At 65.9% G+C, this 23,857-nt stretch carries 23 protein-coding genes; 13 read left to right on the forward strand and 10 right to left on the reverse strand.

Going from position 1 to position 23,857, the window contains the following annotated elements; genetic code table 11:
• Positions 1–21 precede the first annotated feature (21 nt).
• Both AC1DN9_RS14580 and AC1DN9_RS14585 read right to left on the reverse strand, forming a co-directional pair.
• On the reverse strand, positions 22–693 hold the full coding sequence (locus AC1DN9_RS14580) for an SIMPL domain-containing protein (protein ID WP_478101419.1): 672 nt from the start codon (positions 691–693) through the stop codon (positions 22–24).
• A gap of 91 nt (positions 694–784) precedes the next feature.
• A complete protein-coding gene (locus AC1DN9_RS14585; protein ID WP_478101298.1) occupies positions 785–1,123 on the reverse strand; it encodes a hypothetical protein in 339 nt (112 codons plus the stop codon).
• Between the two features lie 170 nt (positions 1,124–1,293).
• Here AC1DN9_RS14585 and ompR point away from each other — a divergent pair, with 170 nt between their 5' ends.
• Both ompR and AC1DN9_RS14595 read left to right on the forward strand, forming a co-directional pair.
• Positions 1,294–2,025 (forward strand): osmolarity response regulator transcription factor OmpR, encoded by a 732-nt coding sequence (gene ompR / locus AC1DN9_RS14590; protein WP_028250078.1) that lies wholly within the window; start codon positions 1,294–1,296, stop codon positions 2,023–2,025.
• A gap of 83 nt (positions 2,026–2,108) precedes the next feature.
• Positions 2,109–3,551 carry a sensor histidine kinase gene (locus AC1DN9_RS14595; protein WP_478101421.1) on the forward strand — a complete coding sequence of 481 codons (1,443 nt, stop codon included), beginning with the start codon at positions 2,109–2,111 and terminating at the stop codon, positions 3,549–3,551.
• Between the two features lie 4 nt (positions 3,552–3,555).
• Here the strand turns inward: AC1DN9_RS14595 and ispF are convergent, their stop codons facing one another.
• Complete coding sequence (gene ispF, locus AC1DN9_RS14600; RefSeq protein ID WP_478101300.1) at positions 3,556–4,041, reverse strand: 2-C-methyl-D-erythritol 2,4-cyclodiphosphate synthase; 486 nt, start codon at positions 4,039–4,041, stop codon at positions 3,556–3,558.
• Positions 4,034–4,747, reverse strand: coding sequence for a 2-C-methyl-D-erythritol 4-phosphate cytidylyltransferase (gene ispD, locus AC1DN9_RS14605; RefSeq protein ID WP_478101423.1), 714 nt, complete (start codon positions 4,745–4,747; stop codon positions 4,034–4,036). Before ispD ends, ispF begins: the two co-directional genes overlap by 8 nt.
• Positions 4,748–4,848: 101 nt before the next feature.
• Here ispD and mfd point away from each other — a divergent pair, with 101 nt between their 5' ends.
• Genes mfd through AC1DN9_RS14620 form a run of 3 tightly spaced genes read left to right on the forward strand, consistent with a single transcriptional unit; the run spans position 4,849 to position 10,308 of the window.
• Positions 4,849–8,331 carry a transcription-repair coupling factor gene (mfd, locus tag AC1DN9_RS14610; protein ID WP_478101302.1) on the forward strand — a complete coding sequence of 1,161 codons (3,483 nt, stop codon included), beginning with the start codon at positions 4,849–4,851 and terminating at the stop codon, positions 8,329–8,331.
• A complete protein-coding gene (serB, locus tag AC1DN9_RS14615; protein ID WP_478101304.1) occupies positions 8,328–9,038 on the forward strand; it encodes a phosphoserine phosphatase SerB in 711 nt (236 codons plus the stop codon). Before mfd ends, serB begins: the two co-directional genes overlap by 4 nt.
• A gap of 4 nt (positions 9,039–9,042) precedes the next feature.
• Positions 9,043–10,308 carry a cystathionine gamma-synthase family protein gene (locus AC1DN9_RS14620; RefSeq protein ID WP_478101306.1) on the forward strand — a complete coding sequence of 422 codons (1,266 nt, stop codon included), beginning with the start codon at positions 9,043–9,045 and terminating at the stop codon, positions 10,306–10,308.
• An 87-nt stretch (positions 10,309–10,395) separates the two neighbouring features.
• Here the strand turns inward: AC1DN9_RS14620 and AC1DN9_RS14625 are convergent, their stop codons facing one another.
• The gene (locus AC1DN9_RS14625; RefSeq protein WP_478101308.1) at positions 10,396–11,547 is read right to left on the reverse strand and encodes a serine hydrolase domain-containing protein; all 1,152 of its coding nucleotides are present in this window, start codon (positions 11,545–11,547) and stop codon (positions 10,396–10,398) included.
• Positions 11,548–11,686: 139 nt separating this feature from the next.
• On the opposite strand from AC1DN9_RS14625, the gene blaOXA reads away from it, so the two are divergent.
• The gene (blaOXA, locus tag AC1DN9_RS14630) at positions 11,687–12,472 is read left to right on the forward strand and encodes a class D beta-lactamase (protein ID WP_478101425.1); all 786 of its coding nucleotides are present in this window, start codon (positions 11,687–11,689) and stop codon (positions 12,470–12,472) included.
• Positions 12,473–12,486: 14 nt separating this feature from the next.
• On the opposite strand, the gene AC1DN9_RS14635 is transcribed toward blaOXA, so the two are convergent.
• Positions 12,487–13,674, reverse strand: coding sequence for an aminotransferase-like domain-containing protein (locus AC1DN9_RS14635; protein ID WP_478101309.1), 1,188 nt, complete (start codon positions 13,672–13,674; stop codon positions 12,487–12,489).
• Positions 13,675–13,740: 66 nt separating this feature from the next.
• Here AC1DN9_RS14635 and nth point away from each other — a divergent pair, with 66 nt between their 5' ends.
• Together nth and AC1DN9_RS14645 are read left to right on the forward strand one after the other, a co-directional pair.
• Positions 13,741–14,379 (forward strand): endonuclease III, encoded by a 639-nt coding sequence (gene nth / locus AC1DN9_RS14640; RefSeq protein WP_478101310.1) that lies wholly within the window; start codon positions 13,741–13,743, stop codon positions 14,377–14,379.
• Between the two features lie 54 nt (positions 14,380–14,433).
• The gene (locus tag AC1DN9_RS14645) at positions 14,434–15,288 is read left to right on the forward strand and encodes an Ivy family c-type lysozyme inhibitor (protein WP_478101311.1); all 855 of its coding nucleotides are present in this window, start codon (positions 14,434–14,436) and stop codon (positions 15,286–15,288) included.
• Positions 15,289–15,295: 7 nt separating this feature from the next.
• Here the strand turns inward: AC1DN9_RS14645 and AC1DN9_RS14650 are convergent, their stop codons facing one another.
• From AC1DN9_RS14650 to AC1DN9_RS14665, 4 genes are read right to left on the reverse strand one after another with little or no spacing between them, the layout of a single operon-like run.
• Complete coding sequence (locus tag AC1DN9_RS14650) at positions 15,296–15,844, reverse strand: histidine phosphatase family protein (RefSeq protein WP_478101313.1); 549 nt, start codon at positions 15,842–15,844, stop codon at positions 15,296–15,298.
• Positions 15,841–16,638, reverse strand: coding sequence for an adenosylcobinamide-GDP ribazoletransferase (locus AC1DN9_RS14655; RefSeq protein ID WP_478101314.1), 798 nt, complete (start codon positions 16,636–16,638; stop codon positions 15,841–15,843). Before AC1DN9_RS14655 ends, AC1DN9_RS14650 begins: the two co-directional genes overlap by 4 nt.
• A complete protein-coding gene (cobT, locus tag AC1DN9_RS14660; RefSeq protein WP_478101316.1) occupies positions 16,635–17,678 on the reverse strand; it encodes a nicotinate-nucleotide--dimethylbenzimidazole phosphoribosyltransferase in 1,044 nt (347 codons plus the stop codon). The genes AC1DN9_RS14655 and cobT overlap by 4 nt, the downstream gene beginning before the upstream one ends.
• A complete protein-coding gene (locus tag AC1DN9_RS14665) occupies positions 17,675–19,144 on the reverse strand; it encodes a cobyric acid synthase (protein ID WP_478101318.1) in 1,470 nt (489 codons plus the stop codon). The genes cobT and AC1DN9_RS14665 overlap by 4 nt, the downstream gene beginning before the upstream one ends.
• Before the next feature lie 129 nt (positions 19,145–19,273).
• Between AC1DN9_RS14665 and AC1DN9_RS14670 the strand changes: the two genes are divergently transcribed.
• The 5 genes from AC1DN9_RS14670 to AC1DN9_RS14690 all read left to right on the forward strand — a co-directional run bounded on the left by AC1DN9_RS14670 (position 19,274) and on the right by AC1DN9_RS14690 (position 23,857).
• Entirely contained in the window at positions 19,274–19,477 is a 204-nt protein-coding gene (locus AC1DN9_RS14670) for a hypothetical protein (RefSeq protein ID WP_478101320.1), read from the forward strand.
• 126 nt (positions 19,478–19,603) lie between these two features.
• The gene (locus AC1DN9_RS14675) at positions 19,604–20,731 is read left to right on the forward strand and encodes a polyamine ABC transporter substrate-binding protein (protein WP_478101321.1); all 1,128 of its coding nucleotides are present in this window, start codon (positions 19,604–19,606) and stop codon (positions 20,729–20,731) included.
• Positions 20,732–21,000: 269 nt separating this feature from the next.
• A complete protein-coding gene (locus tag AC1DN9_RS14680) occupies positions 21,001–22,074 on the forward strand; it encodes an ABC transporter ATP-binding protein (RefSeq protein ID WP_478101322.1) in 1,074 nt (357 codons plus the stop codon).
• The gene (locus AC1DN9_RS14685; protein ID WP_478101323.1) at positions 22,071–23,000 is read left to right on the forward strand and encodes an ABC transporter permease; all 930 of its coding nucleotides are present in this window, start codon (positions 22,071–22,073) and stop codon (positions 22,998–23,000) included. The genes AC1DN9_RS14680 and AC1DN9_RS14685 overlap by 4 nt, the downstream gene beginning before the upstream one ends.
• Positions 22,997–23,857 (forward strand): ABC transporter permease subunit, encoded by an 861-nt coding sequence (locus AC1DN9_RS14690; RefSeq protein WP_478101324.1) that lies wholly within the window; start codon positions 22,997–22,999, stop codon positions 23,855–23,857. The genes AC1DN9_RS14685 and AC1DN9_RS14690 overlap by 4 nt, the downstream gene beginning before the upstream one ends.

Below are 23,857 nucleotides of genomic sequence, written 5' to 3' on the forward strand. Positions count from 1 at the left end.
CCTCTGCGCCCACCGAGGCGCTTATTTCAGCTGCACCGAGCCCGAGACGTTGACGACGACGCTCGTCATGCCCGCTTCGATCGGCACCGGTGCGTCTGCGGTCGCCATCTTCGCCGAGGCTTCCATCGCCATCATGCGCGGGCGGATCGGCCCGCCCATGTGCGCATTGACCGACACCTCCCGCAGCGTGTAGCCGGTGAAGCCGAAGCGCTTGGCAAGTTCGTCGGCGCGCTTCTTGAAGTTGTCGATCGCCAGCGCCTGCGCTTCAGTCTCGGATTTGGCCTGCTGCTCACGGCTCAGGCTGAAGCCGACATTACTGACGGTCAGGGTCGAGATCTTGGCCGCCGTCTGCGCGATGCGCGGGAAATCCCTGCCTTCGAGCACCAGTTCGGCCGTGCCTTGCCAACCCGTCAGCTTGCCGTCACGGCTGCGCCGAGGAAAGAGGCTGAAGTTGCCGGTGTGGACATCGAGCTGGCCGGACTGTGCGTTCTTTCGCGCCTCTGTCAGCGCAGCATCCAGCGCTGTCTTGAGCTGCGTCTGCACGCTCGCCGCATCGTTGCCGTCGCGCGTCGTGGAAAGCGTCATGCTCAGTTGATCCTGCTGCACCTCGACCGTCGACATGGCCGAAAGCTGCAGAACATTCTGCGGTGACGGGAGTGTGACGGTCTGCGACCATGCCGCCGTGGCGCTCATCAAGACGGCACAGGCCGCGAACCATTTGGCTTTGTTCAATTCAGGAATCCCTCAGGTCAGGTAGTTGACAATGCGCCCGCGGGAGCGCCGCTCAGCGACGCGGCCGCCCCGGCGAGTCCAGCGTCGCGCCCTTGGTAGCGGGTGCGGGGACGATACGCTCAGCCGGCTGGGATTCTGCCGACTTGGCGATCTCCTGCCGCGGTGCCCATTGCTGGCGCACCTGCTGCCTCAGTTCGGCCAACTCTGCCGCCGTCAACCGGCGTCCGCCAGCCACTTCGTTGCGCTTGACATCGGAACCTGTGGTTGGCCGTTGCCCGTCGACCGAATCGACCCGCCGGTCGTTGATCTTCAGGAAGTTGAAGCTCCCCGCCCAACCCGTCAGGCAGAAAATCGTGAGCAGGAAAGGCAACGCGAATTTGTTGGGTTTCATAACGATTGCAGGACATCCAACCCGACTTTGCCATCGCTGCGCAATGCGGGAACGTCCCGAAGGCTAGTGGCCGCAAGTTTTGTAACTTAGTGTCAAACCTTTGGATAAACCGCTCAACGACTTCGCAACACCCTCAAAATTGGTGCTGTTACAAATTTGGCGTTGTAAAAATGAATCAAGCTCCAGCTCGCACAGACAAGATCGTGATCGTTGACGACGATGCACGCATCCGGGACCTGCTCCGCCGCTACCTCACCCAGGAGGGTTTCGAGGTGATCGTGGCGGAAGACGGCAAAGCGCTCAATCGCATCCTGCTTCGCGACACGGTCGACCTGATCGTGCTCGACCTGATGATGCCGGGCGAGGACGGCCTGTCGGTCTGCCGCCGCCTGAGGGCGGCCAACGACCGCACGCCCATCATCATGCTCACCGCCAAGGGCGAGGATGTGGACCGCATCGTCGGCCTCGAAGTCGGCGCTGACGACTACCTGGGCAAGCCCTTCAATCCGCGCGAACTGCTGGCCCGGGTGCACGCAGTGCTCCGCCGCCGTCCGCCGCTGGAAGCGCCGGGCGCCCCGTCGACCGACAACGAGACGGTCAATTTCGGTCCCTTCAGCTTTGACCTCGGCTCGCGCACGCTCAAGAAGGACGGCGAAGAGCTGTCCCTGACCACCGGCGAGTTCGCGATGCTGAAGGCGCTGGTGCGCCATCCCAGGCAGCCGCTGTCGCGAGAGAAGCTGGCTCAGCTGGCGCGCGGCCGCGAGTTCGAGCCTTTCGACCGCAGCCTGGATGTCCAGATCTCGCGCCTGCGCAAGCTGGTCGAATCCGATGCCGCGGCGCCGCGCTACATCCAGACCGTCTGGGGTGTCGGCTACGTGTTCGTGCCGGACGGCACGACCTGAAAGCGCTGAGACCCGTGGCCGCCACGATCGGCCCCCAGACCACCCAGCCGAGCCCGCTCGCCGAGGACAGCTCCCAGGGCACCCTGCCGAGCCCGCTGGATGCCCTCGGCCATCGCAGGCGCCGGACCCGGCTGCAGCTCGGCCTGAGTCTTTTCTGGCGGACCTTCTTCCTGCTCGTGCTGCTGCTGGTCGGCTGCACGGTCGCGTGGCTGCAGACTTTCCGCGCGCTCGAATATGAGCCGCGCGCCATCCAGACCGCGCACCAGATCGCCTCGCTCGTGAACCTCACCCGGGCAGCACTGGTGTATTCGGATGCGATCACCCGCGTCTCGCTGATCAAGACGCTGGCCGACCAGGAAGGCGTGCGCATCCTGCCGCGCGAGCCGGGCGACCGCTTCCTGCCCTACACCAGCGGCGCGCTGGACCAGCGCGTCACCGAGGAACTGATTGCCCGCCTCGGTGAAGGCACGACTGTGGCGAGCCGCGTCAATGATGAGCCGGGCCTCTGGATCGGCTTCACCATCGAGAGCGACACCTACTGGCTGCTGGTCGACCCGACCCGCTTCAGCAGGCTCGACCGGCGCACCTGGATGATCTGGCTGGCGACCACCATGGCGCTGTCGTTGGCGGGCGCGGCGCTCATCACCCGGCTGATCAACCGGCCGCTCAAGCAGTTGTCGCAGGCGACGATGCAGGTGCGCGAAGGAGAGTACGAGGCGCACCGGCTCGACGAACGCGCCCGCACCAACGAAATCCGGGCGGTGAACGTCGGCTTCAACCGCATGGCCGACCAACTCGCCAAGATCGAGCAGGACCGCGCCGTGATGCTCGCCGGCATCTCGCACGACCTGCGCACACCACTGGCGCGGCTGCGGCTCGAAACCGAAATGAGCGTCGCCGACGAAGACGCGCGCGACCACATGGCCGCCGACATCGCGCAGCTCGACGCGATCATCGACAAGTTCCTCGACTACGCTCGACCCGACCATGTCGACTTCAAGCCGGTGCTGCTGCGCGACGTGATCGATGCCTGCACCTATGCCGTTCAGGATCACGAGGACATCAAGATCACCGTCGACGTGCCGACCGACCTGCGGGTCATGGCCGACGAGGTCGAGTTGCAGCGCGTGATTTCCAACCTCGTCGAGAACGCGCGCCGCTACGGCAAGACGCCCTCGACCGGCGTTGCCGACATCACGATCCAGGCGCAGGCCCACAACGACGCGGTGCTGATCAAGGTCCGCGACCACGGCGCGGGCGTCGCCCCGGCCCTGCTCTCCCAATTGAGCAAGCCCTTCTTCCGCGGCGACGTGGCACGAACCTCGGCGGCGGGTGCCGGCCTGGGGCTCTCGATCGTCACCAAGAACATCGAGCGCATGGGCGGGACCTTTGCGCTCACCAGCACCCCGGGACGCGGGCTGGCGGCACACATCCGCATGCCGCGCGCCGCGTCGACCAGGCCCGATCCCTCCAAGGACAAAGACAAGGAGCGGGAAAAGGAGAGGGAAAAGGAAAAAGAGAAGTAGCCGCTCAGCGGTGGATCAGCGCGACGGCACGCGCTTCCATCGCGCGGCCCTCGCCCACCGGACCGAGTTTCTCGGCCGTCTTGGCCTTCACGTTGACTTGGCCGACTTCGATTTCGAGCGCGGCCGCGATGCGCTCGCACATTGCCGGAATGTGAGGCGCGAGTTTGGGCGCCTGGGCGATCACGGTGCTGTCGACGTTGCCGATCTGCCAACCCGCCGCACGCACCCGCCGAGCCGCCTCGGCCAAGAGCACGGTGGAATCCGCGCCACGAAACTGCGGATCGGTGTCGGGAAAATGCCGCCCGATGTCGCCGAGCCCCGCCGCGCCGAGCAAGGCATCGGTGATCGCGTGCAGCAGCACGTCGGCGTCGGAATGACCGAGGAGCCCCGTCACATGCGGCACCTCGACGCCACCGAGCACCAGCTTGCGGCCCGCCACCAGTTGGTGAACATCCCAGCCCTCGCCAATGCGGAAGTTGAAATCAGTCATGGTGCATCCGTCGGCTGCGCAGAATCGCTTCCGCCAGGGCGAAATCCTCCGGGAATGTGAGCTTGAAGTTCTGGCCGCTTCCCGGCACGAGCAGCGGCGCCAGGCCGACTGCCTCGATGGCGCTGGCTTCGTCGGTCACCGAATCGCCGGCGCGCTCCAGCGCGTCGAGCAGCATACCGATCCGAAACATCTGCGGCGTCTGGGCCAGCCACTTGTCGGCGCGGGTCGGCGTGCTGGCGACCCGCCCGTCGGGCGACGCGACCTTGAGCGTGTCGGCCAGACGATGCGCCAGCAGGCCGCCGACGGCGTCGTGCTCGCAGGCAGCGATCAGGGCTTCGATCTGGGTCGGCGTCACGAGGCAACGCGCCGCGTCATGCACCAGAACCCAGTCGTGCGGCCCCGCACCGGCCTGGCGTAGCGCCCGCAGACCATTGCGCACCGTGGCCGCGCGGGTCGCACCGCCGACGCGCAACAGATGCTCGCCCGCCGCCGGGAAGCGCGGCAGCACGATCCCCACGTCGGGGTCGTCCGGCGCAACCGCCAGCGCGATGCCCTCGAACAGCCCCTTGAGCGAACGGAAGACTTCCAACGTGTGCTCGACCATCGGGCGGCCTGCGATCCGGTGGTACTGCTTGGGTCCCTGTCCGCCTGCGCGGACGCCGGAGCCGGCGCAAGGAATCAGAACAAAAAATCTGGAAGCGGACATCGGTGCAACAGCGGCCTGCGACAAAAGGGCAGCCATTCTAGAATCGGCCTTCACACCCCTCGCCGGCCGGCGCGGGGTGTTCTGCATTTCCCAGGCATTTCATGGACCTCCCTCAACTCACGGCCGGCAAGCGTTTCACGCTGCCGCGCCCACCGCTGTCGGCCGATGCTCTGCTGCTGGCGCAATTGGCCGAGCGCGAAAAGTCGGCTGGGCGCGCCACCGCCGTGTTCACCGCGGATGCGTCCGATGCGCAACGGCTGATCGACGAAATCGCCTTTTTTGCGCCTGAGTTGCGCTGCGCGCTCTTTCCGGACTGGGAGACGCTTCCTTACGACAGTTTCTCCCCGCATCAGGACCTGATCAGCGAGCGCCTCGCCACCCTCTGGCGAATCAGCCAGAAGGAGGCCGATGTGGTGCTTGTCCCGGCGACCACGGCCCTCTACCGCCTGGCACCGCCCGCCTTCCTCGCTGGCTACACCTTCCACTTCAAGAGCGGCCAGAAGCTCGAGGAGTCGAAACTCAAGGCTCAGCTCACGCTCGCGGGTTACAGCCATGTCACGCAAGTCGTGAGCCCCGGCGAGTACGCCGTGCGCGGCGGGCTGATCGACCTGTTTCCGATGGGCTCCCAAGTGCCCTTCCGCGTCGACCTGTTCGACGACGAGATCGACTCGATCCGCACCTTCGATCCGGACACGCAGCGCAGCCTCTATCCGGTGCCCGAAGTCCGCCTGCTGCCAGGTCGCGAGTTCCCGATGGACGACGATGCGCGAGCGCGCTTCCGCAGTCGGTGGCGCGAACTCCTCGAAGGCGATCCCACGCGCAGCCGCATCTACAAGGACATGGGCAATGGCGTCGCTACGGCGGGCATCGAGTACTACCTGCCGCTCTTCTTCGAAGAGACCGCGACCGTGTTCGACTACCTCGGCGCCGAAGCCACGGTCGTTCTGCACGGGGACCTCGAACCGGCTTTCCAGCATTTCTGGCAGGACACCGGCGAACGCTATCGCCTGGTGCGCGGCGACCCCGAGCGGCCTGCATTGCCGCCCGAAGCGCTTTTCCTGAACGCCGAGCAGTTCTATCAGCGCGCGAAGCCATATGCGCAACTCGCCATTCGCGGCGACCTGACAGCCGACGCGCCCTACGCCGAGTTCGACGTGCTTGCGCCCTTTGCCGTGGTCCGCGGCGCGGACGACCCGCTGGTCAAGGTCAAGGAGCACATCCGCGCGACGCCGCACCGGGTGCTCTTCATCGCCGAAAGCGACGGACGGCGCGAAAGCCTGCTGGACTTCCTGCGCGCCAGCGGCGTCGGCCCGCCGGCCTTCGATTCGCTCGCCGAGTTCGAGGCTTCGCCGGACGAGAAGATCGGCATCGCCACCGCCGCGTTGGTCGCAGGCTTCGCTTGGCGCGAACAGGGGATCGACTTCGTCACCGAAACCGAGCTCTTCGCCGCAGCGCCCACGACACGCCGCCGCAACCGCAAGCAGGAGCAGGTCAGCGACGTCGAAGCGCTGATCAAGGACCTGAGCGAACTGGCGATCGGCGATCCGGTCGTGCACTCGGCCCACGGCATCGGACGCTATCGCGGCCTGATCAATATGGATCTCGGCCAAGGCATCGGCCCTGACGGCAAACCCTTGATGCAAGAGATGCTGCATCTGGAATACGCCGACAAGGCCACGCTCTACGTGCCGGTCTCGCAGTTGCATCTGATCAGCCGGTACACCGGCGTCAGCGCCGATGAAGCGCCGCTGCACAAGCTCGGCTCCGGCCAGTGGGAAAAGGCCAAGCGCAAGGCGGCCGAGCAGGTGCGCGATTCCGCCGCGGAACTGCTGAACATCTACGCGCGTCGCGCAGCCCGCGAAGGCCACGCCTTCCGCTTCTCGGCCGCCGACTACGAGGTGTTCGCCAATGACTTCGGATTCGACGAGACAGCCGACCAGAAGGGCGCGATCCACGCAGTCATCCAGGACATGATCTCGCCGCAGCCGATGGACCGCCTGGTCTGCGGCGACGTCGGCTTCGGCAAGACCGAAGTGGCGCTGCGCGCCGCATTCATCGCGGTGACCGGCGGCAAGCAGGTCGCCTTCCTCGCACCCACCACGCTGCTGGCCGAACAGCACTATCAGACCTTGATGGACCGCTTCGGGAAATGGCCGGTCAAGGTCGCCGAGATGAGCCGCTTTCGCTCGACCAAGGAGATCACGGCCGCCGCCAAGGGCCTCGCCGACGGCAGCGTGGACATCGTGGTCGGCACGCACAAGCTGCTCTCGCAGTCGGTCAAGTTCAAGAACCTGGGCCTGCTGATCATCGACGAGGAGCACCGCTTCGGCGTGCGCCACAAGGAGGCGATGAAGGCGCTGCGCGCCGAAGTCGACGTGCTGACGCTCACCGCCACGCCGATCCCGCGCACGCTGGGCATGGCGCTCGAAGGGCTGCGCGACCTGAGCGTGATCGCCACCGCGCCGCAGCGGCGCCTCGCGATCAAGACCTTCGTGCGCAACGAAGGCACCGGCGTCATCCGCGAGGCCGTGCTGCGCGAGCTCAAGCGCGGCGGGCAGGTCTACTTCCTGCACAACGAGGTCGAAACCATCGAGAACCGGCGCCAGAAGCTCCAGGAGATCCTGCCCGAGGCGCGCATCGCCGTGGCCCACGGCCAGATGCCCGAACGCGAGTTGGAGCGGGTGATGCGCGACTTCGTGGCCCAGCGCCACAACCTGCTGCTGTGCTCGACCATCATCGAGACCGGTATCGATGTGCCGAGCGCCAACACCATCGTGATGAGCCGCGCCGACAAGTTCGGCCTGGCGCAATTGCACCAGTTGCGCGGTCGCGTCGGCCGCAGCCACCACCAGGCTTATGCCTACCTGATGGTGCCGGACATCGACGGCCTGACCAAGCAGGCGGCGCAACGGCTCGACGCCATCCAGCAGATGGAAGAACTGGGTTCCGGCTTCTATCTCGCGATGCACGATCTGGAAATTCGCGGCGCCGGCGAGGTGCTGGGCGAGAACCAGAGCGGCAACATGATGGAGATCGGCTTCCAGCTCTACAACGAGATGCTGGCCGAGGCCGTTCGCTCGCTCAAGGCAGGCAAGGAGCCCGATCTGCTGTCGCCGCTCAGCGTGACGACCGAGATCAACTTGCACGCCCCTGCCCTGCTGCCCGACGACTACTGCGGCGACGTGCATCTGCGCCTGTCGTTCTACAAGAAGCTGGCGACGGCGAAGACGCCCGACCAGATCGACACGCTGCTCGAAGAAATCGTCGACCGCTTCGGCAAGCTGCCGCCGCAGGCGCAGACTCTGATCGACGTGCACCGCCTGCGCGTTCTCGCGCGCCCCTACGGCGTGACCAAGGTCGATGCCGCGCCGGGCGTCATCCACATCACGTTCAAGAAGGACCCGCCGGTCGATTCGATGAACATCATCAACCTGATCCAGAAGAACAAGCACATCAAGCTCGCTGGCAACGAAAAGCTGCGCATCGAGCGCGAACTGAAAGAGCCCAAGGACCGCGCACAAATGGTGCGCGACGTGCTTCGCAGCCTGGGCCAACCCAAAGTACAGGAAGCCGCACCGGCATGACCGCCAAAGAAATATCGCCCGGCCTCGTCGTCCAGCGCTTCACGCCACCGCTGGCGCTCGCCGATTTCAAGCTGATCGCGTTCGACATGGACTCGACGCTGATCAACATCGAATGCATCGATGAAATCGCCGATGCGGTGGGCAAGAAGGCCGAGGTGGCCGCGATCACCGAGGCCACGATGCGTGGCGAGATCAAGGACTTCAAGGAAAGCCTGCGCCGACGCGTCGCGCTGCTGAAGGGCGTGCCGGTCGATGCGCTTCAGAAAGTCTATGACGAGCGGCTGCGCCTCAATCCCGGTGCGGAGAAACTCGTGGCGGCCTGCAAGGCGGCCGGCATGAGGGTGCTGCTGGTCTCGGGCGGCTTCACCTATTTCGCCAATCGGGTGAAGGATCGCCTGGGCATCGATTTCGCGCGCTCGAACCTGCTCGACGAAGCCGACGGCCAGCTCACCGGCCAGGTCATGCAACAGTCGTGGGGCGACATCTGCGACGGTGCCGAGAAGCGCCGGACCTTGCTGGAAGTGGCATCGCTGCTCGGCATCTCGCCGGGCGAGACCATCGCGGTCGGCGACGGCGCAAACGACCTGCCGATGATGGGCGAAGCCGGATTGTCCGTGGCCTATCACGCCAAGCCGAAGGTGCGCGAACAGGCGATGGTTGCCATCAACGAGGGCGGCCTCGACCGCCTGCTTGAAATCCTGAGGTGACACCATGAGCGAAGCCAGCGAAGCCAGCGACGACAGGCGCACGCCTACCGCATCCGACATCGTGCATGCCGACCGGCGCTTCGGCACCGAACACGGCAGCATTCACAAGCCGATCCATACTGCGGTGCAGTTCAACTTCGACCGCGTGGAAGACCTCATCGGCGTCTTCCAGGGCACCCTCAAGGGAGCCTACAGCTATGCGCGGCAAGGTACGCCGACCACCGCCGCGCTCGAAGCCAAGATCAGCCTGCTGGAACAGGGCATCGGCACCGTCTGCTTCTCGACCGGCATGGCCGCGCTCAGCGCAATCTTCCTCACGCTGCTGCGCGCCGGCGATCACATGGTGTCGAGCCACTTCGTCTTCGGCAACACCAACAGCCTCTTCGGCACGCTGAATGACCTGGGCGTCGGTGTCACCAAGGTCGATGCGGGCTCCGTGGACAACGTACGCGCGGCGCTACGGCCGGAAACGCGCCTGGTCTTCGTGGAGACTGTCGCCAACCCCGGCACACAGATTCCGGACCTCGAAGCGATCGGCGCGCTGTGCCGCGAGCGCGGCCTGCTCTACGTCGTGGACAACACGATCACCTCGCCCGCCCTCTTCCTGCCGAAAACGGTCGGCGCGGGGCTGGTCATCAATTCGCTGACCAAGACCATCGGCGGGCATGGCGCGGCGCTGGGCGGCGCGGTCACGGATACCGGTCTTTTCGACTGGGCGGCGTATCCCAACATCTCTGCGAGTTATCGAAACCTCGACGCACGGCAGCAGGGTTTGCAGCAGATCCGCAAGAAGGGGCTGCGGGACATGGGTGCATCCCTGTCGCCCGAGCAGGCCCACCGCATCAGCCTCGGCGCCGAAACGCTCGCACTGCGTGTGGCGCAGACCAGCGCCACGGCGTTGACGCTCGCGCGCTTCCTGCAAGCTCACCCCGCCGTCGGTGCGGTCCACTATCCGATGCTGGAGAGCCATCCGAAGCACGCGCTGGCGCAGCGTCATTTCAAGGCGGGCTCGTGGCTGCTGGCGTTCGAACTGCGCGAGGGCATCGACATGCTCGCTGCGCTCAATCGCCTGCGGCTGCCGATCAAGGCCACGGGACTGGGCGACAACCGGACGCTCGTGATTCCGGTTGCGCCAACGATCTACTGGGAGGCAGGCCCGAAGGTGCGCGCCGAGATGGGCATTGCCGACGGGCTCGTCCGCGTCTCGGTCGGACTGGAGCCGGCCGACGAGCTGATCGCGGATTTCGATCAAGCCCTGCATTCCGAATAGACAGGGAGACCTGTCCCGCGAGGCACGAGAATCGCGGGCATGACAAGCCTGCCTGACAGTGTCTGGGTGTGGGACCTGCTCTTCCGGTCAAGCCGCAGGCACGGCCGCACCCACCTGTTGGTACACCGCCGTCTCGAAGCCCATGAGTGTCTCGATCACGGGCATGTCGAAGAATGGCAGCACCTGCGTCATCAGGACGCCGCCGATGCCCTTCGAACGGTCGATCCAGTAGTAGGAATTGAAAACGCCCGCCCAATCGCCGGTCCCGTTGCTGCGCATGCCGGGCAGATCGGCCAGCGTGAGATGAAAGCCCAGCCCCCAGGACTGCGGAACCGGAAGCGAAGGAACATCGTTCGACAGATCCGGCATCGCCGACTTCAAAAGCTCCGGCAGCTTGATCTGGCCCAGGTGGTTTTGCAGTGCCATCTGCACCGTAACGGGCTTGAGGATTCCGGCGCCGTCGTTCAGCCAGGCCTGCACGAAGCGGCCGTAGTCCTGCACCGTTCCGTAGGAGCCGTGACCGGCGGCGTCCCACTCCGAGCTGGGCGGCAAGTCGTACGGCGATGGCGCGAGTGTGCCGTCGGCTTGGCGTTGCTTCACGGGCAGCAGCCGTTCGCGCTGCTCGGCGCTGGGCGTGAAGGTCGAGTCCTTCATTCCCAGCGGCCCATAGACGAATTGCTGCAGGTAGCTGCCGAGGCTCTGCCCCGATAGCTTCTCGACGATGAGCCCGAGCCAGTCGGTGTTGACGCCGTATTCCCACGCGGTGCCCGGATCGTTGACCATCGGCACCGACAGGCTGCGCTTCAAGCCCGACAGGGCGTGGGGCTCCCCCGTCACGGTGTGGTACTTGAGCAGCTTTTCGTTGAGGAAGAAGTACCCCAGGCCGGCCGAGTGCGTCATGAGCTGCCGCACCGTGGCCTTGCTGGCAGGCGGTCGAAGGCGCGGCTTGTCGCCGTCGAAGCCGTCCAGGACGGACAGCTTCCCGAACTCCGGCAGGATGGATTCCACGGTGGCATCGAGGCTCAGCCGTCCCTGCTCCATGAGTTGCAGCGCCGCGGTCGTGGCCACGGCCTTGGTCATCGATGCATTGCGGAACACCGTTCGTTCGCTCGCCTCGCCGGCCGCATGGTGAAACAACTGACCGTTGCGGTCGACCACCACGACCGCAATGCCGTGCACGGCGCCCTTCGATACAACTCCATCCAGTAACGCCGAGATAGCCGAACCGTCGAATGCCATGATCGTCTCCGTTGTGAGTGGGTGAATCTGTGCGCGGGACATTCTGCGCCGAAAGCAAATTGGGCCTTCGCGAGCGAGGATTTTTCATCCTTCATGCATGCGGACCTTCTTTAGACTTTCGGCCATGAATCGCCGAAACATCATCCTCACCGCCCTTGCCGCAGGGTTTGCTCCAGTCGCGCTGGCCGTCCCGCAGTTCCAGGAAAAGGCCGAGTGGTCCCACGTCTTCACGGAAGCGGATGCACAAGGCAGCATCGTCGTGCTCGACGCCCGAGGCAAGTCTGAAAACGCCTATGTGTACAACTCGGCGCGTGCCGAGCGACGCTACTCGCCAGCTTCGACCTTCAAGATTCCGCACAGCCTCTTCGCGCTCGACGCCGGCGTGCTGCGCGATGAATTCCAGGTCATCCCTTGGGACGGCGTGAAGCGGTCCCAGCCGGCGTGGAACCAGGACCAGGATCTGCGTTCCGCCATGAGGAACTCCACCGTCTGGGTGTATGAGCGCTTCGCCAAGCAACTCGGCGATGCGCGCGAGACCGCCTACATGCGCAAGATTGGCTATGGCAATGCGGTCGCCACGGGCGAAAAGCCGTTTTGGGTCGAGGGCGACCTCGCCATCTCGGCCTTCGAGCAGATTGAATTCTTGCAGCGGCTTTACCGCAACCAACTGCCCTTCAAGGTCGAACACCAGAGGCTGGTGAAGGACGTGATGATCAATGAAGCGGGTCCGGACTGGATACTGCGCGCAAAGACGGGGTGGAGCGGAACCATCGGCTGGTGGGTCGGTTGGGTCGAGTGGCCCACCGGCCCCGTCTTCTTCGCCTTGAACATCGACACCCCGAACAGGCTCGGCGACCTTGCAAAGCGGCAGGGCATCACGCGGAGCGTTCTGCGCTCCATCGACGCCCTACCCAAGATGCAGTAACAGATGCAGTCGCTTCAGAGCGCCGACCCGAGCCGGGCAATCCCTTCCTGGATCTTCTCGACGTTGGCCGTGGCGAAGCTCAGGCGCAGCGTCGCGACGTCGGGCTTCTCGGCGAAGAACGGCGCACCCGGCACGAAGGCCACGAGCTTTTCGATGGCGCGCTTGGCGAACACGTTGGCGTCGGCGATCTTGCCATTGGCACCGGTCAGGCGAGTCCAGAAGAAGAGACCGCCACCAGGCTGCGTGAAGGTGATCGCATCGCCGAGTTCCTTCTGCAATGCCGCACCCATCGCCTGTGCACGCTCCCCGTAGACCTTGCGCACGTTGGCCAGCGTCGCCGGCATGCGGCCGCTCTTCAGGTACTGCGCCGCCGTGGCTTGCGCAAACGTGCTGGTGTGCGCATCGCTGAATTGCTTGCACATCGTTGCCTTGGCCAGCAGTTCGGGCGCGCCGATCATCCAGCCGATGCGCAGGCCCGGGCTCAGCACCTTGCTGAGGCTGCCGCAATGCACGACCAGCTCACGGCTGCCGGGGACATCCTTGGTCAACGACATGATCGACGGCGGCGGCGCCTTGTCGAAGTAGAGATCGCCATAGGGGTCGTCCTCGACGATCAGCGTCTGGTACTTCACCGCCATCTCCAGCACCTTCTTGCGCCGCTCCAGGCTCAGCATGGCGCCGCTCGGATTGCCGAAGGTCGGAATGAGATAGACGAATTTCGGCTTGTGCTCGGCGATCAGCTTTTCGAGCTCGTCGGTGCGCACGCCGTTGGCGTCGATCGGCGCGCTGATCAGCTGCGCGCCATAGAGACGGAAGCACTGGATGGTCGCCAGGAAAGTCGGACCTTCGACGATCACCTTGTCGCCGGGAGAAATGAGCGTCTTGCCCAGCAGGTCGAGCGCCTGCTGGCTGCCGGTGGTCACGATGAGGCCGCTCGGGTCGACTTCGACGCCCTTGGTCTTCATGAATGCGCTGAGCTGGGTGCGGAGCGGCTCATAGCCTTCGGTCGCGCCGTATTGCAGGGCGCCGCCGGCTTCTTCCGTCAGGGCCTTCGAGCTGGCTTCTCTCAACCCTTCGACATCGAACATCGCGCTGTCAGGAAAGCCGCCCGCAAAGCTGATGATGCCGGGCGTCCCCAGCAGCTTGAAGAGTTCGCGGATGGCGGAGGTTTCAACATTGTCGAGACGGGAAGCAAATTGCATGACAGGGCCTTCAGTCGGAGAGTTGCAGCCGTCCATTGTCGCAGGCAGCCTAAACTCGCCGCCACGATGAAAAAAGCCGAGATCGAACCTTTCTTCGCGACACTCCAGGCCGCCAACCCCACGCCCGAAACCGAACTCGAATACAGCACGCCCTTCGAGCTCCTCGCGGCCGTCCTGCTGTCGGCGCAAGCGACCGACGTGGGGGTGAACAAGGCGACGCGCAAGCTGTACCCGGTCGCCAACACGCCACAGGCCATCCTCGACCTCGGCATCGAAGGGCTGGAGAGCTACATCAAGACCATCGGCCTCTACCGCAGCAAGGCGAAGCACCTGATCGAAGCCTGCCGAATGCTGATCGAGCGGCATGGCGGCGAAGTCCCGAAGACGCGAGCCGAACTCGAAGCGCTGCCGGGCGTCGGCCGCAAGACGGCCAACGTGGTGCTCAACGTCGCCTTCGGCGAACCGACCATGGCCGTCGACACGCACATCTTCCGCGTCAGCAACCGCACGGGGCTGGCGCCGGGCAAGACGCCGCTGGAGGTCGAACTCAAGCTGGAGAAGCGCGTACCTGCCGAATACCGGCTGCACGCCCACCATTGGCTGATCCTGCATGGCCGCTATGTCTGCGTCGCGCGCAAGCCCATGTGCTGGAAGTGCGCCGTGGCGCCCTATTGCGACTACAAGCCCAAGACGCCGGCGCCCTGAGGGTGCTGATCGCCGCTTGCGGTTCCGCACGGCAGCCGCGATGATGCCGCTGCCATGCACATCGCGACACGGCTCCTGCTGCTCTGCGTCCTCGCCGCGCCGGCATCGGGATGGTCGCGGGAGCGGCTCGACGCCGACACGATGGTCCGCTACGGCGGCACCTATTCCGTCGCGTGCGGCAATCCGTCGATGGCCAGGCTGCGCGTGCTGCCCGATGCGCTGCTGGTCGAACTCGGCAACCAGCGCATGACGGGGCTCGATCCGCAAGCGGTCTACAGCTACTTCGGCCAGTCGCCCCCTAAGGCATTCCAGGTCGCACTGCTGAGCCAGGTGCGCGGGATGTCCGAGCTGATCTTCATCGTGAACCGCGACCGCGCCGGCAACTATGTCGAGATCGACGGCTCGCAGAACGTGCGTGCGGCGCTGGGGCCGTCACTCACCGGGCGAAGGTACCGCCAGTGCGAGGGTCCGGCGGTCGCCGCTGCCGGGGGTGCGCCTCAGCCGGGCGTGGTTCGTCCGGCAGCACCGCCCCCACCTTCTCCAGCATCACCTCCACCGTCGGCCGCGGGCAGCGTCAACGCCGCAGTCCTGATTGCCGATCCGCGCTTCGGCAAGACCTGGCGCTCCATGCTCGGCGGGGCACGCGAACCCTGGCTCGCCGAAATGGACGGCCCCGCGCCCGAACCGCGCTGGGTCACCATCGGCGGTAACCGCTACGTGCTGAATGCCTTCTGCAAGGCGCACGACTGCTACGACAACAACGTCGTGCAGCTCTACAGCCCCGGCGAGCCACGCATCTTTGCGTTCATCCACCGCGTGAACCGCGACACCCTGCTGGGCGATCCGCCGCCCGCCATGGCCGCCGAATTGCGCCGCCTGTGGCAAGGTGAATTCCGGAAGTCCCGCTGACAGAGCGTCAGAACTCGATGCTGACGCACTCGCCGAACGCGATCGGCCGGGCGGGCCACTGGTCGGAGCGCTCGACGCAACGCATGCCGTCGCTCAGCAACCATGCGGCACGAATCACGCCGGCATGCGTGACCCAGACGGCATCGCGTCCCCCTGCGCGCCAGGCATCGAAGGCCTCCCCCACGCGCTGCATGAACTGGCGCGTGCTTTCGCCGCTTCCGCCTGCGCGCGTGTCCGCAAAGTCGCGGGTCCAGGTTTCGAACTCGGCAGCGTCGATGGCCGACCAGAGTTGCTCCTCCCAATCGCCGAGGTCCATCTCGGCAAGGCGGGGATCGTGAATCATGCGCAGGTCGGGCCGCAGCGCGACGATGGCTCGAGCGAGTTCGGCGCAACGCGACAGCGGCGAGCAGGTCAGCGCCACGCCGGCGGGCAATTGCGGCGCGACGCGCTCGGCTGCGGCGCGCGTCACCTCGGGCAAAACCGGAACGTCGGTGCGCCCGTAACACAGGCCATCGGCGGCGGTGGTTCGCGCGTGACGCACAAGCAGGAGCTTCATGCCTGCCAGGCGAGCGCCAGATAGATCGCCAGTTCGCACACCTGCTGCGTGGCGCCCAGTCCATCGCCGGTGAAGCCCTGAAGTCTGCGTTGCAGCAGCCACGCCATGTACAGCGCAGCCAACGCGCAGAGAAGAATCGGCGCCAGGCCTCGTATCCATCCGAGCGCCGTCAGCAACCACGCAACCGCCGGCAGCGCCCACGCCACACCCGCGAGCAACGCGCCGCCGCCGATCGCGTCGGCCAGCGGCTTGGACTTGCTCGCCGCGTTCTCGTCGCCCACGTAGGGCAGCCAGCGGATCAGGAACAGCGGCGCAAGACGCGACAGCACATGAGCGCAGACAAGGGCCAGGACCACGGTGAGCATCCCTTGCCCTGCCAGCGTCGCCAGCAACGCGATCTTCATGCCGAGCGCGAGCACCAGTGCGATGGCGCCGAAGGCACCGATGCGCGAATCCTTCATGATTTCCAGCGCCCGGGCACGATCGGACGAACCGCCCAGGCCGTCCGCGACATCGGCCAGTCCGTCTTCATGGAACGCCCCGGTCATCCACACCGTCGCCGCCGTGGAGAGCACCGCGGCGGCCAGCGCGCCGGCCAAGCCCGGGAGCCCGATCTGTGCGACACAGAACACGCCCGCGCCAACCGCGCCGACGAGCCAGCCGACTCCGGGGAAGTGCGCGGCGCTGGCCCGCAACATCGCCGGGCTGAAACCCACCCATCCCGCCAACTGGCCCGTCACCGGGACGCGCGTGAAAAACTGCAGCGCCAACAGGAAGTGGCGCACGCCGTTCATGGCTCGTCCCGCCGCGAAACGCCCGCGGATTCAAAACTGGCCATCTCGCGCAGGATGCGGCAGGCGGATTCAAGCAAGGGCCACGCGAGGGCCGCGCCGGAGCCCTCGCCCAGCCGCAGGTCCAGTTCCAGCAAAGGCTGCAGCCCGAGGAAATGCAACAGCAGACGGTGGCCAGGTTCGGCCGATTCATGCGCGGCCACGCAGCGTTGCACGACGTTCGGGCGCAGCGCCTGGGCCACCAGCACCGCCGCGCTGGCGATGAACCCGTCGAGCACGATCACCCGTCGCTCATGCGCCGCCTGCAGCACCGCACCCACCAGCGTGGCGATCTCGAAGCCGCCGAAAGCCGCCAGTGCGGCGAGCGGATCGGTGGCGTCGGCATGCAGTTCGAGCACGCCGCGCAGCACCTGGCGCTTGTGGGCACGTCCGGCAGCGTCCAGTCCGGTGCCGGCGCCGGTGCAGGCATCGATGTCCTGGTCCGACAGGCGGGCCAGCAGCATCGCGGCGGCGGACGAGTTGCCGATGCCCATTTCGCCCAGCAGCACCGCATTGCCGGGGAGTTCGTGCATGAGGGCCATGCCGTTGGCAATGGCCTCCTCGCACTGCACCGCAGTCATCGCCGGCCCCACGGACGCATCCGCAGTGCCTGCGGCGATCTTGCGGATGAGCAGGCCATCGCGCAGCGCGAAATCGTGGCGCACGCCGCAGTCCACCACCGTCAGCGCCAGCCCGTGCTGCCGCGCGAGCACGCTCACGGCCGCGCCGCCGGCCAGGAAGTTCTCGACCATCTGCCAGGTCACATCGCTGGGATAGGCCGAAACGCCGCGCGCAGCCAAGCCGTGATCGCCGGCGCAGACCAGCATCTGCGGCGCATCGAGCACTGGGTCCGTGGTGCCGAGGATGGACCCCAGGCGCGCGGCCAGCGCCTCCAGCTTCCCCAGCGCGCCGACGGGCTTGGTCTTGCTGTCGAGCAGGTGTTGCAGGCGCGCGGCGAGCACGGTGTCGGCGATGTCGTCGACCGAGGGAAGTTGAAGTGTCATTCGATGAGGGAGCGGAGCACGCCCGGTTGAAAGTGGGAATCGATGTGGTCGGCGAGGCCGTCGAACACCGTGTCGAGGGTGCGCGCGGCGACGCCGAAGAGGGCCTGCAGCACGGCGGGATCTTCGAACAGGCCGTGCAGATAGAGGCCCAGCACATTGCCGGCCGCATTCTGCCAAGCCAGTTCGTCAGGCATCACCGCAGTGGCGCGATCGCCGGCCGCGGCCATGGCGACATGCTCGGCCGTCTGCCCATGATGGATTTCGTAGCCGCGCACGGTGATCCCCGACAGCGCGGCCCATTCGCCCGACACCGTGGCGAATGTGGCTTCGCGATGGCGGACGGTCTTGTCGGCGGCGAACAGCGTGACCACCGGCAGCAGCCCGAGACCGGGCCCGTTGCCGTCGACGCCATGCGGATCGATGAGCGCCTCGCCCAGCATCTGCAGCCCGCCGCACACGCCGAGCACGGCGCCGCCGCGCGCCGCGTGTGCAGTCACGGCGCGGTCCAGGCCCTGCTCGCGCATCCACGCAAGGTCGCCACTGGTGTTCTTCGAGCCGGGCAGGATGATCCAGTCCGCGCCGGCCACTTCGGCCGGACTGCGCGCCCACCGCAACCGCACACCGGCGATGTTCTTGAGAGGCTGGAATTCGTCGAGGTTGCTGATGCGCGGGTAGGCCACCACGGCGACGGTGCGGGTGACCTCGCCGCTGGCGATGCTGCGGTCGTCGAAGACGCCATCCTCTTCCGGCAATCCGTGCTGCCACCACATGGGCAGCGTCGCAACGGTCGCCACGCCGGTCAGCGCCTGCAACTGCTGCGGCGCCGGGGCGAGCAGCGAGGCGTCGCCTCGGAACTTGTTGAGCACGAAGCCGGCCAGCAATTCGCGATCGGCCGGCGGCATCAGCGCCCAGGTGCCGTAGAGATGCGCAAAAGCACCGCCGCGATCGATATCGGTCACGAGCAGGCAGCGCGCATCGGCATGCCGGGCGACGCGCAGGTTGACGATGTCGCTTGCCATCAAGTTGATCTCGGCCGGCGAGCCGGCGCCTTCGATGACCACGACGTCGTTGTCGACGAGAAGCGCGTCGAGCGCCCCGGCAATCTGCGGCCAGACGCGCTCGCTGCGGCCGCGCCAGGGCAGCGCCGTGAGCTCGCGGTTGACCTGCCCGAGCAGCACGACCTGGCTGTGCGTGTCGCGTTCGGGCTTGAGCAGCAACGGGTTCATGCGCACGTCGGGCTCGGCGCGGGCGGCGAGCGCCTGGAAGTACTGGGCACTGCCGATCTCACCGCCCAGCACGACGCGCGCGTTGTTGCTCATGTTCTGGGCCTTGAACGGCGCGACCTTGAGGCCCTGCCGCTCATACCAGCGACACAGCGCAGTCGCGATCCAGCTCTTGCCTGCGCCGCTGGTGGTGCCGAGCACCATGACGCAGCGGGCTCGGCCATCTACCACATTGGGAATCATGGGGCTGATTGTCCTTTACGTGAACTCCATCACGCTTCCAGAATCGCCATCAGATGAATACCAAAATATGCATTCGATTCGCCGGTAGCTTCAGGTCTGCATCAACAACAAGGAAGGGAGCCACGGCGAATGCCCGCACTACGCGATATCGCGCTCACGGTCGAGGAGCGCGAACCGAATCAATTCTTCTGGGTTCTTCTGGAAGCCCTGAGCAGCGACGCGACGGACGCGATTCACTACCAGCGCCTGCAGACCACCTTGACACCGCAGCCGGACTATTCCAGCGCGCTCGTGATGGGTGCCAACGCGCTGCGCAAGCTCATCGCCGCATAGGGCGCGAACTGGACGATCGGTCGACGGCGGCGTTCGGTGGCGCGCTACCATCTCCGCCGCGCCGGAACTTGGCGCCGGCCCCGGACTCTTTCGAGGCCCGATGTCAATTTGACGAGGATCTGAACGATGACGCTTTGCCCGTCCCGCCGGTCGCCGCTCCTCCACGCATTGCTGGCTTTCGCCACCTTGCTCCCGGCCGCCACAGCGCGGGCCGACGAGGAGAAGGTCCTCAACGTCTACAACTGGGGCGACTACATCGCTGACGACACCGTCGCGAACTTCGAGAAAGAGACGGGCATCAAGGTCCGCTACGACCTCTTCGACAGCAACGAGGCCCTCCACGCCAAGCTCGTCGCCGGCATGTCCGGCTACGACATCGTCGTTCCCGGCTCGCACTTTGCGAAGATGCAAATCCAGGCCGGACTGCTGCAGAAGCTGGACAAGTCGAAGATTCCCAACCTTGCCAATCTCGATCCGGCCATCCAGGCGCAACTCGCCAAGATGGACCCCGGCAACGAGCACCTGGTCGACTGGCTCTGGGGCTACACCACCGTGGGCATCAACGCCGACAAGGTCCGCAAGGCGCTCGGCACCACGCCCATGCCCGAGAACGCCTGGGACCTCGTCTTCAAGCCCGAGTACATGGCGAAGCTGAAGGACTGCGGCGTCTCCTTCCTCGACACCCCTTCGGAGGTCCTCCCGATTGCGCTCAAGTACCTCGGCAAGGACCCGCGCAGCAAGAACCCTGACGACTACAAGGCCGCCGGCGAGATGCTGAAGGCCGTGCGGCCCTACGTGACGCGCTTCTCCGGCTCCGGCTCCGACTACATCGACCAGATGGCCAAGGGGCAGTTGTGCGCGGTGATCGGATGGTCCGGCGACATCATGATTGCCAAGGACAAGTCGGCCAAGGCCAGGAATCCGCAGAACCTCGAGGTGGAGTTGCCCAAGATGGGCGGCCTGCTCTTCTTCGACACGATGGCGATTCCCAAGGACGCCAAGCACCCCGAGAACGCCTACAAGTGGATCAACTACATCCTGCGGCCCGAGGTGCACGCCTCGCTGACGAACAAGGTGTTCTACGCCAACCCGAACAAGGCCGCCATGAAGTTCGTCAACCCGGCACTCGCCAAGGACAAGGCGGTATTCCCTGACGAGGCGGCCCTGTCGACCATGATCGCGCCGGACACACCCGACCAGGCCACGCTCAGGCTCATCACACGCACCTTCACGAATTTCAAAGCAAAAAGATGAAAGCCACCCCCGTTGCTTGCTCACTTCGTGTAGCCGCCTCCCCCCTCAAGGGGGCAACACCAGCGGCCTGGCAAAGCCAGTTCCGCGGTGTTTCACCAACAGGCCTGGCTGCGCCGCCCAGGGGAACCCAGCGCTGTGGTTGCTTGTCGGCTGCGCGCAGCGCGTCTGTTCGTGGGCTGCGGCGGAACCGGCTTTGCCGGGCCGCAGCGCGGCGCCCCCGGTAGGGGGTGGGCGGCTACACGCAGTGAGCCAACCTGGGGGCGAGCAACATGCTTCACATCGAATCGGTCACGAAGGATTTCGGCGAATTTCGCGCCGTCGATCAGGTCAGCCTGGACATCGCGCGCGGCGAGATCTTCGCGCTGCTGGGCTCGTCCGGCTGCGGCAAGAGCACGCTGCTGCGGGTGCTCGCAGGCTTCGAGGCGCCGACGTCCGGCCGTGTCGTGCTCGACGGTGTCGACCTCGCCGGCCGGCCGCCCTACGAGCGGCCGATCAACATAATGTTCCAGTCGTATGCGCTGTTTCCGCACCTGACGGTCTGGGACAACGTCGCATTCGGTCTGCGGCGCGACAAGCGGCCGAAGGACGAAGTCGCATCGCGCGTGGAAGACATGCTGCGCCTGGTGCAGCTCACCCAGTTTGCCAAGCGCAAGCCGCACCAGCTCTCCGGCGGGCAGCAGCAGCGGGTGGCGCTTGCGCGAAGTCTCGCCAAGCGCCCGCAACTCCTGCTGCTCGACGAGCCCCTCGGCGCGCTGGACCGCAAGCTGCGCGAGGCGACGCAGATCGAACTCGTCAACATCATCCGGCAGGTCGGCGTGACCTGCGTGATGGTGACCCACGACCAGGAAGAAGCGATGACCATGGCCTCGCGCATGGCCGTGATGAGCGAGGGCCGCTTCGTCCAGGTGGGCAGCCCTGCCGACATCTACGAGACGCCGACGACGCGCTTCGTCGCGGATTTCGTCGGCAACGTCAATCTCATGGAGGGCACCATCGTGGCGAGCGAGGCCGACCACGTGGAGGTCCGTTGCCCGGACGTCCTGCACCGCGTCGGCCACGGCATCACGGGCCATGAGGGCCAGTCCGTCACGGTCGCCATCCGCCCCGAGAAGATCCGCCTGAGCCTCGACAGGCCCGAAGGCGATTGCAATCAGGTGCGCGGCGTGATCACCGCCCATTCGTACTTCGGCGACTACACCATGTACCACCTGGGGCTGCCGAGCGGAGTGAGCATCAAGGCCCAGGTCGAGAACCGCATGCGCCATCACGACGGCACGCCGGCGCAAGGTGACGTCGTCTGGGCCCACTGGCTGCCGACCTCGCAGGTCGTGCTGACGCAGTGACGGCATCCCCTCGCCGCTGGCTCGGCGCCTTCAAGGCGCGCTCGCTCGTGATCGGCACGCCCTACGTGTGGTTGCTCGTCTTCTTCCTGCTGCCCTTCCTCATCGTCCTGCGCATCAGCTTCGCGGAAATGGATGGCGCGCGGATCAGCGACCTGTTCACCTTTGCCGACCAGTCGCTGGTCATGAAGCTCAACCTTCAAAGCTACGCGACCATCCTCCAGGATGAGATCTACCTGTCGACCTACGCCCATTCGCTGCTGTATGCCGGTGTCACGACGCTGATCTGCCTGCTGATCGGCTACCCCTTTGCCTACTTCATGGCGCGCGCCTCGGCTGCGGCGCAGCCGCTCTTGCTGATGGGCGTGATGCTGCCCTTCTGGACCAGCTTCCTGCTTCGCGTGTACGCGTGGAAAGGGCTGCTCGATGCGCAGACCGGGTGGGTCGGGCGCTTGCTGAGTGCCGTGCACGCCGACCATCTGCTGCTGCCGCTGGGCTTCATCTCGGCGCCGGGGCAGTTCATGTACACGCCCTTCTCGCTCGTGCTCGGGATGGTCTACACCTACCTGCCCTTCATGGTGCTGCCCCTGTACGGCACGCTGTCCAAGCTGGACCTGCAACTGCTCGAAGCCGCGCAGGACCTCGGCGCGACGCCGTGGCAGGCGTTCTGGCGCATCACGGTGCCCATGTCCAGGGCCGGCATCGTCGCGGGCGCGATGCTGGTGTTCATCCCTTGCGTGGGCGAGTACGTCATCCCCGAACTGCTGGGCGGCCCCGAGACCCTCATGATCGGCCGCGTGCTGTGGGACGAGTTCTTCTCGAACAATGACTGGCCGATGGCCTCCGGTGTCGCCGTGACGATGATGTTGCTGATCATTGTTCCGCTGGCCATCTTCAGCAACAACCAGGCGAAGGCAGCCCGCCGATGATCACCACGCGCGCCGGACGCTGGACCAGCCGTCTGTGGCTGGCCTTCGGCTTCGGCTTTCTCTATCTGCCCATCGTCGCGCTGGTCGTCTTCAGCTTCACCGACTCGCCGGTGCCCAACGTGTGGGCCGGCTTCAGCCTGCGCTGGTATCACAAGCTCGTGGGGGACGAGGCCATCCGCGACGGGTTGTACCTCTCGCTGCGCATCGCCGCCGCGACCGCCAGCGGCGCCATCGTGCTGGGGATGCTGGCAGCCTTCACGCTCGATCGATTTCCGCGCTTCAGGGGCCGCACGCTGTTCTCCGGCATGGTGAGCGCGCCGCTCGTGATGCCCGAGGTGATCGTCGGCTTGTCGTTGCTGCTGATGCTGGTGTCGGTGCAGCGCGTGTTCGGTTTTCCGGAGCGCGGCATCGTGACGATCTGGCTCGGGCACCTGCTGGTGGGGATCGCCTATGCCACGGTGGTCATCGGCGCCCGGCTGCGCGACCTCAATCCACAGTACGAGGAAGCGGCGCAGGACCTGGGTGCGCGGCCGATGCAGGTCTTCTTTCTCGTGACGCTGCCAATGATTGCCCAATCACTGGCAGCGGCATGGCTGCTGACGTTCACACTGTCGCTGGACGACGTGGTGATGTCGGCCTTTCTGTCGGGACCTGGATCGACGACGCTGCCGCTGGTGATCTTCTCGCGCGCCCGGCTGGGGCTGGACCCGACCGTGAACGCGCTGGCGACGATCGTGGTCGCGGTCGTCGGTTGCTTCGTCGTGGCGTCGAGCTACCTGATCGCGTCGCGGGAACGCCGGCTCTACAGGGAGCAACAGGCCGCGCTCAGGAACGGGGCTCCTGCCGAGCAGCCTTGA

It is taken from the genome of Variovorax sp. 05L425 (assembly GCF_056397705.1).